Source organism: Mycoplasma sp. 4404 (assembly GCF_034863325.1).
Classification (GTDB): Bacteria; Bacillota_I; Bacilli_A; order Mycoplasmatales; family Metamycoplasmataceae; genus Mycoplasmopsis.
The window spans coordinates 44,266-59,577 of sequence record NZ_JAYFFE010000003.1 but is presented as its reverse complement, the minus strand read 5'-3'; the positions used below and the strand labels follow the sequence as shown (position 1 = coordinate 59,577).

Annotated in this window: 16 protein-coding genes; 4 read left to right on the top strand and 12 right to left on the bottom strand. The window is 27.5% G+C overall.

Annotated elements, in window-relative coordinates; all coding sequences use genetic code 4:
• Position 1: 1 nt before the first annotated feature.
• The 3 genes from VBN07_RS02655 to VBN07_RS02645 all read right to left on the bottom strand — a co-directional run bounded on the left by VBN07_RS02655 (position 2) and on the right by VBN07_RS02645 (position 3,047).
• On the bottom strand, positions 2-244 hold the full coding sequence (locus VBN07_RS02655; protein WP_323177730.1) for a hypothetical protein: 243 nt from the start codon (positions 242-244) through the stop codon (positions 2-4).
• Positions 245-298: 54 nt separating this feature from the next.
• Entirely contained in the window at positions 299-1,681 is a 1,383-nt protein-coding gene (locus VBN07_RS02650; protein ID WP_323177729.1) for a YitT family protein, read from the bottom strand.
• Between the two features lie 220 nt (positions 1,682-1,901).
• A complete protein-coding gene (locus tag VBN07_RS02645) occupies positions 1,902-3,047 on the bottom strand; it encodes a trigger factor-related chaperone (RefSeq protein ID WP_323177728.1) in 1,146 nt (381 codons plus the stop codon).
• Between the two features lie 132 nt (positions 3,048-3,179).
• Between VBN07_RS02645 and ligA the strand changes: the two genes are divergently transcribed.
• The gene (gene ligA, locus VBN07_RS02640) at positions 3,180-5,324 is read left to right on the top strand and encodes an NAD-dependent DNA ligase LigA (RefSeq protein ID WP_323177727.1); all 2,145 of its coding nucleotides are present in this window, start codon (positions 3,180-3,182) and stop codon (positions 5,322-5,324) included.
• A gap of 76 nt (positions 5,325-5,400) precedes the next feature.
• Here the strand turns inward: ligA and rplS are convergent, their stop codons facing one another.
• The 8 genes from rplS to VBN07_RS02600 form a co-directional block, all read right to left on the bottom strand.
• A complete protein-coding gene (rplS, locus tag VBN07_RS02635; protein WP_257089090.1) occupies positions 5,401-5,757 on the bottom strand; it encodes a 50S ribosomal protein L19 in 357 nt (118 codons plus the stop codon).
• Positions 5,747-6,433 (bottom strand): tRNA (guanosine(37)-N1)-methyltransferase TrmD, encoded by a 687-nt coding sequence (trmD, locus tag VBN07_RS02630; protein WP_323177726.1) that lies wholly within the window; start codon positions 6,431-6,433, stop codon positions 5,747-5,749. The genes rplS and trmD overlap by 11 nt, the downstream gene beginning before the upstream one ends.
• The gene (rpsP, locus tag VBN07_RS02625) at positions 6,433-6,681 is read right to left on the bottom strand and encodes a 30S ribosomal protein S16 (RefSeq protein ID WP_257089094.1); all 249 of its coding nucleotides are present in this window, start codon (positions 6,679-6,681) and stop codon (positions 6,433-6,435) included. The genes trmD and rpsP overlap by 1 nt, the downstream gene beginning before the upstream one ends.
• A gap of 122 nt (positions 6,682-6,803) precedes the next feature.
• Positions 6,804-7,829: an energy-coupling factor transporter transmembrane component T gene (locus VBN07_RS02620; protein ID WP_323177725.1), complete on the bottom strand. Its 1,026-nt coding sequence runs from the start codon at positions 7,827-7,829 to the stop codon at positions 6,804-6,806.
• Positions 7,829-9,076, bottom strand: a complete 1,248-nt coding sequence (locus VBN07_RS02615; RefSeq protein WP_323177724.1) for an ATP-binding cassette domain-containing protein — start codon at positions 9,074-9,076, stop codon at positions 7,829-7,831. The genes VBN07_RS02620 and VBN07_RS02615 overlap by 1 nt, the downstream gene beginning before the upstream one ends.
• Complete coding sequence (locus VBN07_RS02610; protein WP_323177723.1) at positions 9,067-9,867, bottom strand: energy-coupling factor transporter ATPase; 801 nt, start codon at positions 9,865-9,867, stop codon at positions 9,067-9,069. The genes VBN07_RS02615 and VBN07_RS02610 overlap by 10 nt, the downstream gene beginning before the upstream one ends.
• An 84-nt stretch (positions 9,868-9,951) precedes the next feature.
• Positions 9,952-10,749: a GNAT family N-acetyltransferase gene (locus tag VBN07_RS02605; protein ID WP_323177722.1), complete on the bottom strand. Its 798-nt coding sequence runs from the start codon at positions 10,747-10,749 to the stop codon at positions 9,952-9,954.
• 502 nt (positions 10,750-11,251) lie between these two features.
• Positions 11,252-11,806 carry an inorganic diphosphatase gene (locus VBN07_RS02600; protein WP_257089104.1) on the bottom strand — a complete coding sequence of 185 codons (555 nt, stop codon included), beginning with the start codon at positions 11,804-11,806 and terminating at the stop codon, positions 11,252-11,254.
• Between the two features lie 91 nt (positions 11,807-11,897).
• Here VBN07_RS02600 and VBN07_RS02595 point away from each other — a divergent pair, with 91 nt between their 5' ends.
• The gene (locus tag VBN07_RS02595) at positions 11,898-12,266 is read left to right on the top strand and encodes a hypothetical protein (protein ID WP_323177721.1); all 369 of its coding nucleotides are present in this window, start codon (positions 11,898-11,900) and stop codon (positions 12,264-12,266) included.
• A gap of 62 nt (positions 12,267-12,328) precedes the next feature.
• Here VBN07_RS02595 and VBN07_RS02590 read toward each other — a convergent pair whose 3' ends face one another.
• Positions 12,329-12,943: a ribonuclease HII gene (locus VBN07_RS02590; protein ID WP_323177720.1), complete on the bottom strand. Its 615-nt coding sequence runs from the start codon at positions 12,941-12,943 to the stop codon at positions 12,329-12,331.
• Positions 12,944-13,004: 61 nt separating this feature from the next.
• Here VBN07_RS02590 and VBN07_RS02585 point away from each other — a divergent pair, with 61 nt between their 5' ends.
• On the top strand, positions 13,005-13,541 hold the full coding sequence (locus tag VBN07_RS02585; protein ID WP_323177719.1) for a hypothetical protein: 537 nt from the start codon (positions 13,005-13,007) through the stop codon (positions 13,539-13,541).
• 211 nt (positions 13,542-13,752) lie between these two features.
• Entirely contained in the window at positions 13,753-15,216 is a 1,464-nt protein-coding gene (gene lysS / locus VBN07_RS02580) for a lysine--tRNA ligase (RefSeq protein ID WP_323177718.1), read from the top strand.
• Positions 15,217-15,312 lie beyond the last annotated feature (96 nt).

Here is a 15,312-nt window from a genome sequence, read left to right as displayed (position 1 = left end):
TTTAAAATAATAAGTAATTTTCAATTACATTAGAAGTCTTCTTAACAGTATTATCTCACTTGAATTCTTGATCTTTTCCTTTAACTGAACCTGAATTTGATGTAAATGTCTTAAATAAACCAAGAATAGATATTGCGCCTTGAACTATCGATGGAATTAACGGAACTAAAGTAGCAAATGAAAACCCAGGTTGAATTTGCGAATACTTTTCTTTTTCTAGTGGTTTTAGATCATTAAGTTTCATAGTTAGCCTCCTTTCATTTATATAGTAAAAATTGATCAAAAAAGAACAGTTTTTTTACTGTTCTACATAGTTTGTATTGAAATTACCAGAAACTTTAGCTACTTTTGAGCAAGAAACTCAAACAGTAGGATCGATTATTTTTAAATCAGCAATTAAGTTTTTTTCTTCTAGAAGAAGAATTGTAGTTTCAATTTTAATTGAAGTTTTACCTGTGTAACCTGATTTGAAACGTTCAATTCTGTAACTGTGTCAATAATTAATAAGTTTGAAGTAAGCAATAATTGTTTCAGGATTTGATGAAATAATTGTTAAGTTTACTTTCTTATATTTAGGATATAACATACCAACAACTAAGTTAGTAACTATTAAGTATGAGAATGTTGAAAGTTCTCTCATTCCGAATAACTCACCATTTTGATTCGGACGAACAAATCCATAAATAAGTACAAATGTAACTGCTGTTACGAAACCAACAATAACAAGAATTAAACTAACGCTTTTCTTATGTTTTGTTGAAAAGTAATAAGCAATAATATCTGTTCCACCAGTTGAACCACCAGCTTTTCATGAAATAGCTATTCCTGTACCAATAAATACTGCTCCAAGACATCCATAAAGTAAAACTCCTCAGCTAATTCCATCTGAATATCAAGCTAATTGTGTTAATTGTTCAATTGAATATTGAGCGTATTTTTCAAATTCTGCAGCTTTCTCAGCACTAAATGCACTTGGGTTTAGTTTAAAATCAATTAATTCTTTTAAATTAGATTGCCCAGGTGTTGAAGCGACTTCAACAATTGCTTTAGTATCTTTAATTGATATATTGTAATTATCATAGTCAATAGGAACTAAATTGATTTTCTCAAACAAGAATGAATGAACATGCTCTTCTGTGAAAATAAAGTTTGTTAATTGTAAACAAAGCATAAAGAATAAAGTTAATCCTATAAAACTAAACTTGACTTTTCTTCAAAATATAATGAATAAAGGTAAATTACATGCAAAATAAATTAAAGCAAAATAGTTTCTTAAAACAGGAAATAAATATTGCAAAATAGTAGGAATTCCTGTAATTCCAGAAGGAATCGTGTCTGCTTTTGATAAAAAGATGTGAATTCCAAAGTTAAAAATTAATGCTGATACAAAAGTAAGCACTAGTTTTAATCAATATTTAACCCAAAACGTCTTAAATGTAAGCTTACTTTGTTTTGAATTATTTAAATACTTGGCCATCTTGTATTTTAATTTTTCTTCTTCTTTTTTAATATCAGCAGGGTTAATTATCACTGCTGAATTATTAGCATCCAGATTCATTGAAGCTTTATTAATAAGGTCAATTTTCTTTGACTTAAATTTGAAATAATTAGTAATTCAAGATGATTTTGGTGTAGTAGTTTTATTGCAATTTTCATTTGCAAAATTATCTTTATTCTTCATGAAACATATTTTATATTATTATCCATTAAATAATTAAAAAATTCCTAGTCATATAAGTAATATTCTTATGATAATTAGAATTGCAAAATAGTCATAAAACTTTAATTTTTAAGTACACAAAAACACATATAATCAGTTCAAGCTAGAAGATTTTGTAATCAGTTTATAAAAAATCAAAAACACCTCGTGGCATTATTGAGGTGTTTTTGATTTAATACATTTATTTGCTTAAATACTTTTGTAGGTATTCTTTATTTTCCTCAAAAACTGCAGGTTCATTTTTTGATAAGTAGTATGTACCTAGTTTTTTGAGTAAAACAATATTAGAAATTGCTTGAACACCGAATTGGTTAGCTTTTTCTCCAAAAATAGTGAATAATTTTTGTCTTTCTTCTTCCATTTCACTGTATTCAATTTTAATTCCTAACTTCTTGTTGAATAACATAGTTCAGAAGTAGTTCATAATTGTAGATTTAACAACTTCTCTTTTATCTCCTGCGAAGTCTTCTTTGAATCTAAATTCTTTCATATCGTTTTCAATTAATTCATTATCAATTTCAAGTAATTGATTAAATTCTTTTAATAATTGACCTAAAATGTTTTCACCATAAGCAAAAACAGAATCATTAACAATTTGTTCTAAAATTGTTTTTTCAACATATTTTCTAACGTCATCCATATTTTTAATTTGGTCAATATTTAATAAGTGAACATTTTCTGCAGTAATCGGCATTTCTTTAATTTCAACAATTTGAATAGGTTTAACTAAAAAGTCTCTTCCTGCATAATTTACAGTAACAACTTCTCTTAGTTTTGCACCAATTAATTGTTTTTCAAATTGATGTTCACTTTCAGGATTTGCAATAATTTGATATTTTTCAAATTTAGCTTCTTGCATATCTGCAGGTTTAGTTTCAATGATTACATTATCATTAGTTTCAACTACGTCTCTATCAACATTAAGTTTAAATTTGTAACCTGAAATAAATAAGTTATAAAACTCATCAATTTTTGCATTATAGTCATTTGATAATAATTTAAATGGTTCAGGTTTAATATCTAAATTATATTTTTCAAGGTTATTTTCATAGAAAACTTTTAATTTAAATGAAAAATCTTCAATTGTGAATTTAACATCTTGTGGAACTGGTAAAAATGCAATTTTATCTGCATCCTTAAGATTCATTTCTTCCATTAATTTTTGTTTAACTGAATCCATATAAGCGTTTGATGCTGATGTTAAAATAAGTTTTTGATCAATTTTCTGACCTTCTCTTTTATTTGATTCTAAGTAACTTAAAACATTATTTTGTACAGTTAATCATTCTTTTTTATCAACTGTGAACTCTCTAATTTCGAACTTCATAATTTCTCCTCAATATATTAATATTTTAAATTATATACAAATATAAAAATAATGTGTTTGAAAATTTAGCAAATAACTTACTAATTTGCTTATTTTGTTTAAAACTTTATATAAGCTATATAATTTAAAAATATGAAAATACCTGCTACAAAAAACGAAATAAAAGACTACATTATTGAGCTTACAAATGAGTTAAATAAACTCAACCACGCTTACTATAACTTAGATAAACCACTTGTTGATGACTTTGTTTATGATAGTAAATTAAGGGAACTTGAGGAGCTTGAAATTAAGTATCCTGAGTTTATTCAAGAAGATTCTCCAACAACTAAAATTGGTGGTGTTCCAAGTTTAAACTTCACTAAATATACCCATCAAAAACCAATGCTTTCACTAGCTAAAGCATATTCACAAGAAGAAGTTAATGATTTTATCAAAAATGCTACAGCACCTATAAATTCATCACAAATTAACTTCAATCTTGAACCTAAAATTGATGGTCTATCAATCTCGTTAATTTACAAAGATGGGAAATTAGCAAATGCAGTAACTCGTGGAGATGGTAAAGTTGGTGAGGATGTTACTAAAAATGCTCTAATCATCAAAAGCATCCCTAAAACAATTAATTATCTAAAACCAATTGAAATAAGAGGTGAAATTTATATTAACAAATCTAAATTCCTTGAAATTAATGAACAATTAAAAGAAGAATTTGAAGAGAAGAAACTTGAATTTATTAATAAAATTTGACCAGCTTATTTAGCTAAATTAGATGATTACAATAGCGGTAAAATCAAAGCACTTCCAAAGGAACCAAAAGAACCTACAGAAGATTATTTTGCTAATACCAGAAATATGGCAGCAGGTACTTTAAGACAGAAAAATGGTAAATTAATCATTCAGAGAGATCTTCAAATCATTATGTATGATATTGTAGATCCATTAGAGCACGGACTAAAAGAACAATCACAGATTGTTGATTTCTTAAAATCATTAAACTTACCTACACATCAATATCATTATGTAGAAAAAGATTTTCAATCAATAATCAAAAGAATTAATGAGTTTGAATTAGTTAAAGATTCATTTGAATATGACTGTGATGGTTTTGTTATTAAACTGAATCAACTTGAATATTGAGATTTATTAGGTAAAACTGCTAAATTCCCTAGATATGCAATTGCATATAAATACAAAACCGAAGAAGCATATCCAATTATTAAAAAGATAGTAGCTACAGTTGGTAGAACTGGAAAAATAACTTATGTAGCAAGTTTTGACCCCGTTGAGTTAGTTCAAACAACAGTTTCAAACGCAACACTTCACAACTATGATTTTATTTCTAATATGAACATAAACATAGGTGACCAAGTTGTTTTAATCAAATCTGGTGAAATTATTCCTAAAATTATTGAGTTAAAAACTAAATACACAAACTCAATTTTCCCTAAGGTTCTAAATTGCCCTTCTTGTAATTCGGTTTTAGTTGAATTCCCAGGAATTGTTGATCAATTTTGTGAAAATCCAAACTGTTATGAAAAACTAACTAGAAACTTATCATTCTTTGTTTCTAGAGATGCACTTAACATTGTTTCACTAAGTGAAAAGACACTTAACTTCTTCTTTGATAAAGGTTGAATTACAGACCAATATTCAATTTTTAATCTAAAGGATAAAGCTGATGAAATTCTTGAATTCTTCAAAGAAAATTCATCAAATCCTGATGTTAAAATCAAGATTGCAGATAAAAGATTAAATAACATTTTAGTTTCTATTGAAGAAGCAAAAGATGTTGAATTACATAAAGCATTATTTGCTTTAGGAATCAAAAACATAGGTCTAGTAGTTGCAAAAATGATTTCAGAAAAATTAACAAAACTTTCAGACCTATTCGAAATTAACCTTGATGAATACCTTTTAATTAATTCAATTGGACCTGAAATAGTTCAATCACTTAAAGATTTTGTCGCAAATAATAAAAATAAAGAATTAATACAAAAATTAGACAGTGTGTTAATTTACAAATCATCAAATAATGAATTTAAATCTGATAAACTTAAAAAGCAAACTTTTGTAATTACAGGTACACATTCAATTTCTAGAGATGAACTTTCAAAAATCATTGAGCAAAATGGAGGAACTGTTTCATCTTCAATTTCAAGCAAAACAAATTACTTGGTTGCTGGAGAAAATGTTGGGGCAACTAAATTTGATAAAGCAAACAAATTAAATCTTCCGATTATAAGTGAGCAAGACTTATATGAAATGATTAAATAGCACTTGTTGCTATTTTTTTATACAAAAAACCAGTCATTATAACTGGTTTCATATGTAATAAGGTATTGTGATTAAATTATTTGTTCTTTTTGATTTCTTTAAGACGAGCACTTTTTCCACTAAGATTTCTCATGTAGTAAAGTCTTTTTCTTCTAACTTTGTTTGAACGAACTACTTCGATGTGTGCGATTAAAGGTGAGTTAACTGGAAATGTTCTTTCAACACCAATTCCGTAAGAAATTTTTCTAACTGTGAACATTTCTCTTGTACCTGATTCTTTTTTACTGATTACTAAACCTTCAAAAATTTGAATACGTTCTTTTTCACCTTCACGGATACGTACGTGAACTTTAACATTGTCTCCTGTTTTGAATTCAGGTAAGTCTGTACGTAATTGTGGATGTTCTACTAACTCTAATAATCTATTTCTCATTTTTAATTATCCTTTCATAAAGGTCAGGTCTATTCTTTTTAGTTTTTTCTAAACTAGCCTGCTCTTTTCATTCTTTAATTTTCTTATGGTCACCATTAAGTAATACTTCAGGTACTAAGTAACCTTTGTATTCTCTTGGTCTTGTATATTGTGGGTGTTCTAACAAACCTCTACCTTGGAAAGATTCATTTTGATGTGATTCATCTCTAATAGCTCCTGGAAGTAATCTGATAATACTATCAGCCATTACCATTGATGGTAACTCTCCTCCTGTAAGTACATAATCACCTATTGATAATTCAATATCAACAAAATTAAGTACTCTTTCATCAAACCCTTCATACCTTCCAGCGATGAAAGTGATTTGATCCTTTTTAGATAATTCCTCTGCTATTTCTTGAGTGAATTGTTTACCTTGTGGAGAAACTAAAATTCTATATCCACCTTTATTTTCTAAACTTTCTAAAGCTAAGTCAATTGGTTCTACTTGTAAAAGTAGTCCGTGACCACCACCATAAATCTCATCGTCGACTTTTCTATGTTTATCTTTAGAAAAGTCTCTGAAATCAACCACATTAAATTCCACTAGTCCTTTTTCTTTGACTAAGTTAACGATACTTTCATTAACAAAAGGTTCATAGTATCTAGGGAATAAAGTAAGAAAATTAATTTTCATTATTTTTTAAGTTCTGAAGTTAATTTGTGAGCTCTAAATAAGTTAGCAACAGTAATTGTAGGTTGTGCACCTTGTTTTAATCATTTAGCAGTTAATTCTTTGTTTAAAACAAATTCTTTAGAAGATGGATTGTAGTGTCCTAAAGCTTCGATAAATTTACCATCACGTGGCGATCTTGCGTCAGCCACAACAATTTTGTATACTGGTCTGAACTTGTCACCCATTCTTTTTAATCTAATTTTAACCATTTTTACCTCCTTAAATTAAGTGTAAAGCGCTAGTGCTTTACAGCTGTATAAATTTAGATATATTATAATATAAAAAAATAAATCACACGCATTTTTTTACGTATGATTTATAGACCTAAAAATTAAATAATTCTTGTTGCAATGTACTCAAATGGTAAGTAATTTGGATACACAATATTTACAATTAAGAATGATAATATAGCTAATATAACTAATAAAGAAATTAAATCAATTCAAGATTGTTTAATTTTTCTATATTTAGTTCTCTTAGCATATGGATCGTATCCTCTTGTTTCCATTGAGTTAGCTAAATCTTCAGCTTTTGAGAATGATGAAACGAATAAAGGAATAATCAATGTAGTAAATGCATCAATTTTTTCCTTAATATTCCCGTGTTTGAAGTCTACCCCACGTGATGATTGTGCTTTAATAATTCTATTTGATTCATCAATTAATGTCGGTATGAATCTAAGCGCGATTGAAACAATCATCGCAATAACGTGTGTAGGTACAAAAATGAATTTAAGTGGATATAAAAGATCTTCAATTGCTTTTGTTAATAATATTGGTCTTGTTGTGTTTGTTAACAATGTAGTAATTAAAATCATTGTGTAAATTCTTAAAAATAAACTCAATGTTTTATTGATATTATCTAATGAAACACCATATTGAACTTTTTGGATAAGAGCATCTGAATGTTCACCTTTAAAAACAGATAACACACCATTTGTGTCTATTATTGAGTTATAAAAAGTTTTGCTTGCTGAAGTGTTAAAACTTCAGAATCCATTCGTCCAGTAAGCTTGAGCTAACCTATTTACATCTTGATGATCTTTTAAATATGATTTGCTCAACATATTAGCAACATCATTATGTACTGTTTCGTTTGTTATAGTGTACAAGTTGACTGCAAAAATTACAACAGACACAAAGATAGGTAACTTAAGCATTTTAAGTAATGGTCTTACTCTTTTATTTGTGTAAATGTAGATAATAATAAGAGGTAAAAGTAAGATAACCATATCAATGAAATATCTAACCATAAACACCATTACAATATAAACAATAACCATAAGTAACTTAAATCTAGGATCTAATTTATATAAAAATCCATCACCTGGAATGTAACGTCCAAATACACTTTTCATTACACTCCCTTCTTAGTTTCCATATGTTTATTAATATAGAAAGCTAATTGTTCTTCTGATGTTACTTTCGGTATATCTACACCTCTTTTTCTCAATTTATTAGCAAACTCTAATAAATGTGGTGGTTGAAGATTGTTTTCTTTTAAAAACTCAACGTCATTTAAAACATCATAAGGTTCACCATCATTAACAATTTGTCCATTTTTCATAAGTAAAATACGTTTTGAGTATTTTAAAATGTTATCTAAATCATGAGTTACATTGATGATAGTTTTTCCTGATTTATGTAAGTTATTAAGAATTTCTAAAATTTCATCAACACCTTGAGGATCAAGTCCAGCCGTAGGTTCATCAACAACTAAGAAATCAGGTTCCATTGCTAGAATTCCAGCAAGAGCAACTCTTCTTTTTTGTCCACCACTGAGTTCAAAAGGACTTCTTTCTAAATATTCTTCACCTAATCCAACAAGTTTTAAACATTCTCTAGCTTTTTCATAAGCTTTAATTTTCGGAACACCATAAGCCATTGGACCAAATGCAATATCCTCAATTATTGTTCCTTTAAATAATTGATATTCTGCAAATTGAAAAGCTATAGCTACTCTTTGTCTAATTTTTTTAGGCATAGATCTTAATGATTTGATTTTGTTTTTGTAGGTTTGTTGAGTCACAAAATCTTCAACATATTTAAGCTCATTAATTTTCTTTAATGTCTCAGAGTTAGCATCAAATTCATTTTTGAACAATTCAACTTCTTTACTAAATGAAAATTTAAACTTGTTTTTAAGTTTTGATTTTCTTTCAGTTTGATGTTGACTGTATTCTTCGCTAAATTTGTTGTAAGCTATCTTGTATTCTTTTTTATAGATTTTTTCTAACTCTTTAATTTGCTTATCATTAGCTTTAATTTCTTTTTTAATTTGAGCACTTTTTTCTTTAAGTTCTGCTTTATATTTAGGATCGTTTTTATCAGAATGTTTTTTGTCTAATGAAACTAATAGTTTTGTTAGTTCATAGTTATATGTTCTTCTAATATTATCCTTATAAACTCATTCGATTACTCCATTTGTAGGTTCTAGTAATCTATTTAAATGTTCGATTAATGTAGTCTTTCCTGAACCGGTAGCACCAATAATACCAACATATTCACCTTGCTTAATTGTTGCAGATACATCTTTTAATGCAGTAAATTCTCAAGGTGTCTTTACACTAAATGTATGAGTTAATTTTTTTACTTTTATTTGCATATTTCTTCTATTAACTCACTTTCATTGTATGTTGGTTCGATTCCATTAATCATTGTGCTCATTCTGTAAATAAATGGAGATTCAATTTTCGCTATTTCAATAATTTCTTGGTTCTTTAATATTTCTTTTGGTGAGCCAGCTGCGATTAATTTTCCTTTAGCAAAAACTAAACATTTATCGGCTAAAATTGCTTCATCCATATCGTGTGTAATTGAGATTAAGGTTTTGTCTTTTTGTTCTTTAATTTCCTTGATTATTTGAATAACACTTGATTTACCTTTTGGGTCAAGCATTGATGTAACTTCATCGAAAATAATAACATCAGGATTTAAGGCTAAAATTGCAGCAATAGCAACCCTTTGTTTTTGCCCACCACTTAAGCTTTCAGGTTCTCTTTCAAGTAAGTTTTCCATATCAACTTTTGCTGCATATTTTTTAACTAACTTATGCATTTCTTCATGTGGAACGTTTCTATTTTCTAATCCAAATGCAATATCATCTTCAACACTAGAACCCACAAACTGGTTATCTGGATTTTGAAAAATAATTCCAATTTTCTTTCTAATCTTAAGTAAGTTCTCTTTTGAATATTCAATTCCATCAATGCTAATTGAACCGCTTTGAGGTTTAAGTAAAGTTACAAGTACTTTTGACAAAGTACTTTTACCTGAACCATTGTGCCCTAATATAGCAACATACTCACCTTTTTCGATAGAAAAAGAAACATTTTTCAATGCTGGTTGAGTATCTGTTTCTCTATATCTGAATGTAATGTTATCTACCTTAATCATAAATATAATTTTAATAAAAAAGCAATATTTTGATAGCTTTCTTATTGGAAAATTATTATTTTTAAATAAATTTAATTTATTTAACTAATTTTCCACTTTTGAAGCTATAAAATATTGTGCTTGATCTTTAAAGCCTAACTTTTTGTATAAGTTACCAATCTTTTCTTCCGTGTAATATAAAAGTGGTTCAAGATTATTGTTTAATATATCCTTACATAGTAGTGAAACTAAATGCGAAGCTAAACCTAGACCTCTAAATTCTGTATTTGTTGCTACTCCTCAAATTACTGCGTTTTTAGAATTTGTATAAACAACACAAGCGTGAGAAATTACTTTTTTATCTTTTAAAGCTATATAACCATAGTTTAAGTTATTTTCTAGAACATATTTTTTATAAGAAGCAACTCAATGATTTCTTGAGTTTGGATAAAAATTTTCTTCTTCGAGGAATTTTTTGATTTCATCAAAATCAAATAAATCAACTCTTCTAATTAATATCTTTTTATCTAATGCTTCTTCTTTTGCTTCACTAAAAACAAAATCATCTTTATCTAATGCAGCAATCGTTTGATTGTAAATTTCATAATTATTAAGATTACTAATCTGATGAACCAAGTTCAAGCAAGCATTACCATAAGTTATTACAGTTGGTGAAAAATCTGAAAGCAAATTAATAATTTTATCCACATTTTCTTTTTTGTAGTTTACATTAGATATAAATGCAGAATATGCATCATTTCTAAAAGTGTTAATTACCAATCCATTTTCGAAATAGCTAATAGAACCACTATTTTCTAATTTATTTTCTAGCAAGTTATTTTCATATAGAAAAATATAGTAATTATTTACAAATCATTCTTCCTTTAATAAGTCTAAAGTCATAAAACTCCTCAGTTGACAAATTTCAGTTAATTATATCACTATGAATTTTACTTTTATAACTTGTAGAGTATAGAAAAAGGTACAATTATGTACCTAATTTTTTGAATTATTTTTATTCTCAAAGTATTCTCCAACAATTAGCGCAACTTTTTCACAATATAATCTAATAGCTTCTAAAACTTCTTCGTGAGGCATTGAACCGATTGGTAGTACTCTTTTTGCAATATTACTTTTGAATGAACTTTTGTTGTTTCACCAAATGTTGTTATTCCTAATTTGTTCCGATAATACTTAATAACATTATTTGTAACTTTACTTAAGCAAGAGTGTTCTTTAAACTAAAGTTTACTATTTAAAACAAAACTTTCTCCATATTTTTCTTTCTATTTTGTAAAAAGTTAATTTTTTACTATTTTTTTACTTAAAATCTAACTTTTTTCATAAAATTTTTTTGTTAAGAAATAAAAAAAATCTATCCCTTAAAGGATAGAAAATTATCTAATTAAGCAACATATTTTTCAGGATGTTTTTGTTTCATTAATTCAATGAATTCTTTTTTATCCATTGAACCATATTTGTTCATTAAATCAACACATTCTTCATATTCAGCAATAGCTCATTCAACATCTTCAAATCCATCAACTGATGTAATTCCTGGACGTTTTCAGTTTTTGTATGTACTAAAGAATGTTTTAACAGTATCTAAAAATGGTCTTGGTAAGTCTGATAATGAGTTAATGTGATCTAATCTGTAATCATCAGCGTGAACTGCAATTAATTTTGTATCAGTTTCACCATCATCAATCATTTTCATAGCACCAATAATTCTTGCATTTAATAATGAACCTGGAATGAATTGTTCTGATGAATATAATAATACATCAAGTTCGTCTCCATCTCAGTCTAATGCTTCAGGAATGAAACCATAGTTGCAAGGGTAAACAAAATCTTCACGTAAGATTCTATCTACTTCAATTTGTCCTGTTTTTCTGTTGTATTCATACTTAATTCTTGAGTTTTTTTGAATTTCAATTTTAATTTGCACTTCTTTTTTCATAGTCATATTATAAAGCAAAAATATTTCACTTTCTACTTTGCTTTTTTTTTTTTTTTAGAATAAGGATATAGATAAAAACGAAGGGATATATATGGAAAACAAAATAAAAAACAAAATGTATCATACGAGACCAATATTCTGATTATCATTAATTTCAATATTTATCGTTTTTGTAGGCACTATATACATAATATGATCAGTTCAAAAACAAAGTTACTATTATTATTCAGAATGAATTGCTAGAATATATATAATTAGCGGAATTATAGCAACGATTATATTTATTCTTCACGTAATATTAATGTTTTTACAAATCATTGCTATTGTTAGACTTTTTCACAGAAAAACAGAAGATGATATTGTAATAGCAGTATTATATATTTTAGCCTGTGTATTTGGTTTAATCTTTAGTTTTGTAGGCTCAATATTAGCTAAAAAATATGAAATAGATTTAATTTAAATTTCTAGCACTTTAGTTTTCTGAGTGTTTTTTTATCAAAAAACTAGGTTATCCTAGTCAATTTATCTATATTTTCGATGCTTTTCGTATGATGTTACAACCGGTTTGTATTTGGTTCTATGTATTTTAGTTGGGCCAAACACATTTAAAGCATCTAAATGCTTTTTAGTTCCATAACCTTTGTTATTTTCAAAATCATATTCAGGGTATATTTTCGAATATTCTTTAAGCATTCTATCTCTTGTAACTTTAGCTAAAATGCTAGCAGCAGCAACTGAAATTGAAATTGAATCACCTTTAACTAAATTAATTTGTTCATAGTTTTCTAAATTTAATTTTTCATAATCTGTAATTATCAAATCAGGCTTGTTTTTAAGTTTTTTAACAATAGATTCCATACCTAAAATTGATTCTCTTTTAGGATTTGAATTATTGATTTGTTCAAGAGTTCTAACTTCAATAACATATTCAACACAATCGTTGACTATTTCTTCATAAATTTCTTCTCTTTGTTTTTCAGTTAACTGTTTAGAATCTTTAATTTTGCTATTTGAGTATCGTTTAGGAAAAATCACACCAGCAACTACTAACTCACCAGCTAAACAACCTCTTCCTACTTCATCTAAACCAATAATAACATCATATTTGTCTCAATAATTCTTTTCAAAATCTAACATAAGTAAATTATAAAGTTAAATATAATTAATATAATGATTTTATTCCAAACAAGGAGATATTATGGGTTCATTAGTTGCAGCACATTGTGATATGTGCAATAAAGATTATAGATATGCTTTTGGAACAATTGCTGATGTAGTTCCATTTGATATTGTTATTAAATTAATGGTTAGAGAACAAAAATATTTATTAGACTTTGAAGTGTATAAAGAAGTCTTGAGAAAAGAGTTAGCTGAAGATCCACAATTTAAAACTTTATCTTATGAACAACAAGATAAAGTTTTAGAAATTTCATTTAAACAGGTTGATGAATTCTTCCCTCAAGAAGAAAAAGATATGATTAAAAACAACATACTTTGAGGTGGTTCAGTAGAAATTTATCCAATTGTTGATTTAAGAATTCCTGAAGAACAAAGAGAAGTATTTAATGTACCTTTGGTTCATTTAGAATTTCTAAGACCTGAAGGAACTGTTAAATATGACCGTAAATATAATGAGAATGTTTTATATGTTCAATTCACACCAGATCAAAAAATGTTAACTTGTCCTAAACACGTGACAATTTCAGCTAGAAAAGTAAAAGAAGATAGAATCTAAAGCAACCATTTTATAAAAGAATTTTATTTTGAAATCACTACCTGTTTCGGTAGTTTTTTTGTTTTTTAGACAACAAAATTCAAATCAAATAATTTCAAAAAATAGGTATGTTACTATCAATATTTTATTAGTTATGTTTCTAATATTACCCCACTAATATTTTTAATATTAGTGGTATACTTTAAACATATTTATTAATGGAGTAAAAGATATGACAAAATACACAGAACAAGAACAAGTAAGACGTAATAAATTAAACTTTTACAAAGAAAATAATATTGAAGCTTTTGCAAAAGCAGATGGATTGAAAGAAAGATCATATTCAGATGAATTAGTTTCCAAATATGAAAATGTATCTAAAGAAGAATTAGAGCAAAATCCAGTTTCTGTTGCTATTGCAGGTAGAATTTTAACAATGCGTGGGCCTTTCATTTTAATCAAAGACTACCATGGAAAAATTCAAGCTTACTTCAACAAAAAAGAACATGATGAATCTATTAATACATTAGTATCATCTTTAGACTTAGGAGATATTATTTATGTTGAAGGTAATGTTATGAAAACTCACACAGGTGCAGTTACTGTTAAAGTTCAAAATATTAAACTTTTAACAAAAGCTCTTAAACCACTTCCTGATAAATACCATGGATTAGCTGATGTCGAAGAAAGATACAGACACAGATATGTTGATTTAATTGTTAATGATGAATCAATGCAAGTGTTCTGAAATAGAACAAAAATCATTAGTGAAATTAGAAGATACTTTGATGAAAGAGAATATATGGAAGTTGAAACCCCATTCTTACATGATTATTTATCAGGTGCTTCTGCTCGTCCATTTAAAACACATCACAATGCATTAGATCAAGAATTTGTTCTTAGAATTGCTACCGAAATTCCTCTTAAGAAACTTTTAGTTGGTGGAGTTGATAGAGTTTATGAAATTGGTCGTATTTTCAGAAACGAAGGAATCGACACAACTCATAACCCTGAATTCACTTCAATTGAATTCTACGAAGCTTACTCAAACCTTGAAGGAATGATGCAACGTACAGAAGAACTTATTAAAAGAGTTGCAGCTAAATTAGGTAAATCAACAGTTATTAACAAAGGTGTTGAAATTGATTTAACAAAACCATTTAAGAGAGTTGATATGGTTGAAGCTGTTTCTAAAGCTACAGGTAAAGATTTTAGAAACATTTCATTTGATGAAGCTGTTGAGGTTGCTAAATCATATGGTATTAAAATTCAAAAATTCCATCAATTAGGTCACATTATTAATGAACTTTTTGAAGAACTTATTGAAAAAACATTAATACAACCAACTTTTGTATATGGACATCCGTTAGAAATTTCTCCTCTTACTGCTAAAGGTCAAGACCCAAGATTCGTTGAAAGAGCTGAATTGTTCATTAACACAAAAGAATATGCAAACATGTACACTGAGTTATCAGATCCAATTGACCAATTAGAACGTTTTGAAGACCAATTAAAAGAAAAGAACAATGGAAATGATGAAGCTAGTGACATTGATTGAGATTTCGTTGAAGCGTTAGAATACGGAATGCCTCCTACAGGTGGATGTGGAATTGGAATCGATAGATTAACAATGTTATTAACTGAAAAAGATTCAATTCGTGATGTTCTTTTATTCCCTACAATGAAACGTAAATAGTATTTAAATTACAGACTTTTAAAGTCTGTTTTTTATTATACTTTTTGTAGTCCAATTGTACTTATTCCATAGTCTCCAAGGTATAAAAAAATACTC